Genomic DNA, 6,599 nt, shown 5'->3' on the forward strand with positions numbered 1-6,599 from the left:
CCTGAAATACGGGTTTGATGCTTACTGACAAGTACAGGCTCAAAGCTACTGTCGCGGTCTCTGGGGGTGGAGATTTCAAGATCGCCTGTGTCACTGCGGACGGTCTTTTTAGTGTGTCCATTGCGCTTGTTTGGTTTATCCGCCTTTTCATGCTTGGGATAGCCGAGATGGTCTTCCATCTCAGCCTCTAATGCAGTGTCAATAAAGGATTGCATGAGCTGCTTCTGAAAGTCTTTGATGTCATCGAAGCTGTTCATGCTACTGACCATTTGCTCAGCCAGTTTTTTAATGTCAGATTGAGTAGTCATTGCTTATTCTCCTGTTAGTGGATTATAAGCAGTTACACAGTTTTTAGGAAAGGCTCAGTTTATGTATCACAAATTTTATATGCTCGTGCGTAAGTCTTCGCTAACCCTAGTAACTATGTTATGGTACGTCAATGAAATAGTGTTTTTGCAAGAGGTCGACTCTATTTCTTGCTCATATTTTCACCAAACTTGTGATAAAACTTTTTGAATAGCATTAATAAATCCTACTTTAAAAAGTGTACGGTCATGTTCATTTTTAATGGCACCATTTTCAGTTACACACCAACCTCGCTTTGCTATTTTCGTTTCGTCAATAGAATCTTTAAGTGCCTCAATCTCAGAATCTACTAAAATTTTTTTCAAAGAGTGAATAACTTCTACGCTACTTGCTGTATTCTTAGCCTGAGTTACTTGGTTAGGTCTGTTATCAATAATAACCTCAGTATTTTGTTTCAAAATACGATTTTCTGCTTTTAATTTATTTTTTTCAGCAATAATCTGCCCAAAAACAGCACGCAAAGCAGGGTCATCCAAACGTTTTAATAAATCCATATCTGATGGTATATCGTTCTTCCTAGAATGAGGTGCGGGAGGCTTTTTCATTGTTGTATTAGCTTTAGCAGCCCATGCGTCAATCAAAAGGCAGTAATGCTGTCCTGACTTATTTCTAATACTGACAGTACCAATACCTCCAGTTTCTTTTGAAGCCCTGCCAATGCTAGCAATGGAGTAATCCTTTAAACCTTTTTTAAATCGCGATTCCAATAAGCTATTAAGTTTATCTAAGGAGTTTTTCGTTCGCTGTGACTTATTTGATTTAAGCTCTTCTAGTAGTAAATCAGTGTTAATCTGCATGAGTAACAACCCCAATCTTATTATTGCTTAACGATTTTATAGTTATACCTGTTATAGGTAGCTTAGTTGTTTCTGCAAGGGTATCCATACCAGTACTAAGTAGCTCTTCATCTTTCATATATACTTCTAAGTCGAGATAATTTGCAACTTGGTGGTAACCATCTACTTTATCTGTAGGGTTAGCTTGTAAGGCCATCTGACGCATCATAGCATTGGCAGCTATAAGCTGTTGGTCGCTATCCAAAGAGACAAGCAGCGGCATAAAACCCTTACGCATCATAATTTGACTCAGAATCTGAGTTCTATCCTGTATCGCGGATGTCTTCTTAACATCATCTAGTAAATCCGGATAAATCTCAGCATCTTCACATAATAAAGATAAATGTAATAAATCTGATTTTGTTTCTGTAAAACCAATTTTGATATCGTTCTCAGATCCTACTGCCACAAGCTTATTTTGCGTATCACCTTCCTCTCGGCCTTGTTCAATTTCTATTAACCTGTAGATTAAATCAAAGGTTGCTATAAGATCTTTAACATATTCATCAGCTTCAGTTAACTGTTTTTCATGCCGCCTCTGAAGTGCTTGTAACTCATTATGCTTAATAAAAGGCTTATTTACTATTTCTGCTTGATATTTTATATCTTCTAGGCTTTCAATATCACCCTCGATCTTAAGAGCAAGATTTGCCGCTTCATGAGCTCTGTAGCTCATGAAGTTTAGATGGGCATTTAAAACAGGAAGATAACTAGCGTCCGTTATAAACCAACGACAGCGAACACAGTTTTCAGCTCCGTGTAGTACAGGACCATGGACACGTCGTGTAGCACCTCCTAAGCTTTGAATAACTTCTCCACCATTCCAACATCCTGCAATTGTACCTATCTCATTAGATTTAACAGTATTGCCACCAGCTAAACATAATCCATGATGACGCTTTTCCCATCCGATCGGATTTCGATTAACTAGTGCTGACTCAATAGATTCATTGTCATGAAAAGCTGTTTTAGATTTTATTTCACGCATTTCTGCATCTTTCAAGAAAGTACGGATACTTTCAGTAGATTTTCCTTCAAGCAGCTTATCTGCTTCAAGCATTTTCTCTTTCATGACTGCTGGAGTGAGTTTTGTATAATAAACAGTCATTAAAAGACGTGAATGACCAGCTAATAGCTTGGATACTACTGGTAAAGGTAATTTGGCATCTAAAATATAGGAAGTGATAAGAGATACACGAAGACTATGCAGAGAAAACTCTGTTTTAGACTTGTTTCTTATATACCCCTTTCCATAGTCATGAACAAGATTTAACGGGTCACCATTTGGTAATTTATCACCTGATATTAAAAGATTATTTTGAAGTTTTTCTAAAAGGTCATACCAAAAATATTTGATAGGACCTTCTACTATTGGTTTGTCTCTATCTATTAATTTGCTAGCAGCGGCATCTCGCATTAGAAAGCTAACATACCCCATACTGTTCAAATATGATGCAGATTTAGTTTGCTTAGTATGTTTAGCTAGTAAATTAGAGCAATTAGTGGGCTCAACAATTGAATTATACTTCTCTTGCCAATTTCGTAACTTTTCAAGCCAATATAAAGCATCTTCATTCTGCCAAGGTATTTCGTAACCGCGCTCAAACTCATCTTTATTCTGGTCGGATGTCTTATTAGTATTAATATAAAGACCAGTCGATTCAACTCCTATTGCGTTATCTTGAAAGCGTCTAAAAACACCCTTGCGATGACCTTTTAAAGCAAAGCAATGTTTAGTATTCTTAATCCAATTTCCATTTTCGTAACGCATATCATCCGCTTCACCCGAATCTAACATTCGAACTTGATAGGTTCTCAGTGGAAGATGTAGCTTTATGAACACAGCTACTGCTGATACAGGTGACCATATCTCATATACTTTTTTCTGACCAATAACTCTGGTTCGCCAAACACAATCTTTGTCAGTCTTATCAATTTTAGCTTCTTTAACCTTGAACCAGTTTCGAGATTGAACGTTATTTCCATATGCCTATTTCCAGTCTAAAAAATCACCTCTAACTTTAGGACATAATATTTTACGGAGGTCACAAATATAGCGATATGGAAGAGGGCTATGAACTGTTTCAGAATGATCTTTTATATAACCTACTCTGTCAAAAGGGTTTTGGTAGAGTAAAGATAGATTCCCATTATTGTCAACTTTGCTATAACTAGTATTTAATATCCAATCAATAAAGCTAAAAATATAATTTAGAGCTGTATTTAAATTTTCGTTATCAGAACGTTTAGTATTACTAAGTAATATAGATTTAAGCTCTTCAGATGATGGCTTCCAACCAGTTACTGTACCTTTAAAGAATACATTTAGATCTGCGGCCTGTGGCGCAATATATGTTAAATAAACATCAAAAAACAATATCAAGGCATCAAGCCTTAAAGATTCTGCGCCTTCTCGGTGATTGAACCAACTTTCAGCTAACTGGCGCCACTCTTCCCACTCTTTACCATGGGTTTCAGTTAGCCAATTTAATGAGGTATCTGAGCTACGTCCATCGACCTTTCTCACTTTAACTTTCATATTAATTTCTCAACCTTGCATATTTACCTGTAAACAAACTGCTAGGATCAATATCTTCAAATCCATTTTGAGTCAATGCCTCCCAACTTGGAGTAACAACTTGTTGGGTCTCTTGAGCCAGGTTAAGAAGCTTCTCTGTTGCTGCATTCAGACTTAGAGTTATTTCTTTAGCTGTCGGAGTGGTGTATACAGTTTGTGACTCTATTGAAGCGTGATGAAGACACTTTTTTATAACAACAGCATCAACACCAGCTCGTCTTAAACGTCTTCCATAACTGTGACGGTGAGAGTGAGGTGATAACCCTTCATTTTTACTTGGTTCAAGACCTATTCGTTTTAACCCTTTACGATAATTATCATGAAAGGCGTTTAAGGTGTATGCATTACCTAAATGGTTTGTGTGAAAACTGACAAAAGCGTAAGGGTGATTACGCTCTATACCTGCTAATAGCCTTATGTAGTCTTTCCACAGTTTTGCAAAAACCTCACCAAAAATAGAAGGGAACCAATAAACCTCAATATACTTATCTTTACCGTCTAATACTGTTCCTTTCCATCCAACTCTTTTCTTGCCAATTAATTGATTACGAGGGCTTAAGGCGTATCGTTCTTTTAAATATGCAGATCTAGTCGTCTTTCCAGTTGAACTTCTCCAGTTATTAGGAGCTTTACCATCCTCAGGATGATAAATTCGAACTTTTACACTATTCAGGTCAAAGTGATCTTCGAATACATCGTCAATCCATAAATGAAGGGCTTCTGATTCACGTAAACCACCCCCATGCATTAAAAGTAAAATTAACTGGTCACGTAAAGCTATATGGCGTGTTGGTGTCCCGCCTAATCCATTGAAATAAAATTCAGAAAAATGACGTTCAGGAAACTCAATAACATCAGTTTTTTGTTTACCTAGAGGTTTTCTACCTTGCACATTCCGAGCATAACGAACGGTTGAGTTGATATGAGTATCCTTGATATGTCCAAGAAAGTCATTTTGATTTTTACGGAACCATGCAGCGTAGTTTAAACGTTGAGTATAACTATCGGCCTCCACTAACGGATTAAGTGAATGGGCGTCATACTTATCAACTAACCAATCTGTGAAACTACTTAAGGCATGAATGTACGACTTGGCTAATTGCTTACTACATGGTAACCAATATAAACCTGAGGGGTCTAAACCTTCTTCACCAATGGTTCCTGTGTATAAACGACTAGTAAAATTCTCAAATACAGCATGAGATGAGGTGAATCCACTTTGGTTAGCGACTATATACTCAAGTAGCATTTGGACAGCTTTGACATATACATTAATAGTAGAAGGACTTCTTCCATCTCTATTTAACTTTAATGTGTATTTCATCAAAGGTTCAATAACTTCTTGGTTCTGGTCAAGAAGTACAGGTATCTCACTAAAGACACCTGAATCATCTTGTATTATCTTTGCGTTTACTCTGACTGTTCTCATGATATTAATTCTGAAATATTAGTATATATTATATACTCTTAACTAGAGATAACAATGTAGTTTATATATATAAAAGATACTAATGATAGAGTATTTTATATGTTTTATATACTAATTAGCACTAGTAATAACCCCGCGTTGGGGGTTTTTGTATTCATAATCTCAATAACCAAATACAAGCAACTCAATCAGCAAAGTTTTGCAAAAGCGATTAGAATAGTCAGTTTCCTATGCTGCTAACCATATTCAAAGTAAGCAGCACGTTTCATTTTTAATTGGGCGTACTATGTCAGACAATACCACGACTGCTACAACAAGCATAAAGTCGAGCAAAAATTCTCAAAACATACCAGTTGCGGCTGCTATTGATACCGCGACGCTATTGATTAAATGCCGCGATCAAGCGGGTATCGTTCAAGCCGTATCTGAGTTTATTCATCGTTATGGTGGCAATATTATTACGCTCGATCAGTATTCAACCGCTCATGAAGGCGGGCAGTACTTTATGCGCTTAGAGTTTGCGTTAGCAGGCTTGAGCGAAATTATGGATAACTTTGAAGCCAGCTTCGGTCATACGGTGGCTAAGCGCCATAATATGGCGTGGCGCTTACATAACAATGCGATTAAAACCAAGGTTGGCATTTTAGTGTCAAAGTTCGACCATGCATTGTTAGATTTACTGTGGCGGCATCAGCGCGGATTACTCGATTGCGAGATTACATCTGTTGTTAGTAACCATGAAGATTTGCGCCAAGCGGTAGAAAACTTTGGTATAACCTTTCATTATGTGCCAGTCACCAAGGATAATAAAGCCGAGGCAGAAGAGCAGATTCATACCTTGATGGCAGGCAATGACTTGCTGGTATTGGCGCGTTATATGCAGATTTTATCGTCTGATTTTGTCAAGCGTTGGCCGATGCAAGTCATCAATATTCACCATTCATTTTTGCCCGCGTTTGTCGGTGCCGACCCTTATCGTCAGGCTTATGAGAAAGGCGTCAAGCTTATCGGTGCGACCGCACACTATGTGACAGCCGAGCTTGATCAGGGACCTATCATTGAGCAAGATGTGCATCGTGTCACTCACCGTCAAGGGGTGGCAGAACTTCGTGCAATAGGCCGTGATATCGAGCGCAATGTCTTAGCGCGCGCGGTGAATTGGCATGTACAAAACCGCGTGATTGTGGCGGGTAATAAGACCGTGGTTTTTAATTAGCTTTTTTGGTGGTGTATCAAAAAGTATGCTGGGGTAATAAAAGAAGGGTGACAGCCGAAGCAAGATGATATATTTGAGGTTATGAAGACACAAATACAGATCAATTGCCCCGACTGAGCTAGGCTGAAGAAAAAGAAAAACAAAAAATAATAAAAAAAAAAAAAAAAAAAAAAT

The 6,599-nt window shown here is 37.7% G+C and carries 4 protein-coding genes and 1 pseudogene; 1 reads left to right on the forward strand and 4 read right to left on the reverse strand.

The annotated features are described in order from the left end of the window. The 4 genes and pseudogenes from B2866_RS11350 to gmtY form a co-directional block, all read right to left on the reverse strand. On the reverse strand, nucleotides 1-257 hold a 257-nt coding region (locus B2866_RS11350; RefSeq protein ID WP_414706798.1), incomplete at its 3' end, for a transposase. A 231-nt stretch (nucleotides 258-488) separates the two neighbouring features. Then, the gene (gene gmtX, locus B2866_RS11355; RefSeq protein ID WP_296194269.1) at nucleotides 489-1,163 is read right to left on the reverse strand and encodes a gamma-mobile-trio protein GmtX; all 675 of its coding nucleotides are present in this window, start codon (nucleotides 1,161-1,163) and stop codon (nucleotides 489-491) included. Further along, nucleotides 1,153-3,741: pseudogene (gene gmtZ / locus B2866_RS11360) on the reverse strand (gamma-mobile-trio integrase GmtZ). The gene gmtX and the pseudogene gmtZ overlap by 11 nt, the downstream one beginning before the upstream one ends. Nucleotide 3,742: 1 nt before the next feature. Continuing rightward, nucleotides 3,743-5,209, reverse strand: coding sequence for a gamma-mobile-trio recombinase GmtY (gene gmtY / locus B2866_RS11365; RefSeq protein WP_296194271.1), 1,467 nt, complete (start codon nucleotides 5,207-5,209; stop codon nucleotides 3,743-3,745). A gap of 286 nt (nucleotides 5,210-5,495) precedes the next feature. On the opposite strand from gmtY, the gene purU reads away from it, so the two are divergent. Continuing rightward, complete coding sequence (gene purU, locus B2866_RS11370) at nucleotides 5,496-6,425, forward strand: formyltetrahydrofolate deformylase (protein WP_296194274.1); 930 nt, start codon at nucleotides 5,496-5,498, stop codon at nucleotides 6,423-6,425. The last annotated feature ends 174 nt before the right edge of the window (nucleotides 6,426-6,599 follow it).

The organism is Psychrobacter sp. UBA3483, assembly GCF_002377905.1.
Lineage (GTDB): Bacteria > Pseudomonadota > Gammaproteobacteria > Pseudomonadales > Moraxellaceae > Psychrobacter.

Coding starts and splice junctions, on each gene's coding strand:
- gmtX (WP_296194269.1), bottom strand. CDS start 1,163: ATGCAGATTAACACTGATTTACTACTAGAAGAGCTTAAATCAAATAAG.
- gmtY (WP_296194271.1), bottom strand. CDS start 5,209: ATGAGAACAGTCAGAGTAAACGCAAAGATAATACAAGATGATTCAGGT.
- purU (WP_296194274.1), top strand. CDS start 5,496: ATGTCAGACAATACCACGACTGCTACAACAAGCATAAAGTCGAGCAAA.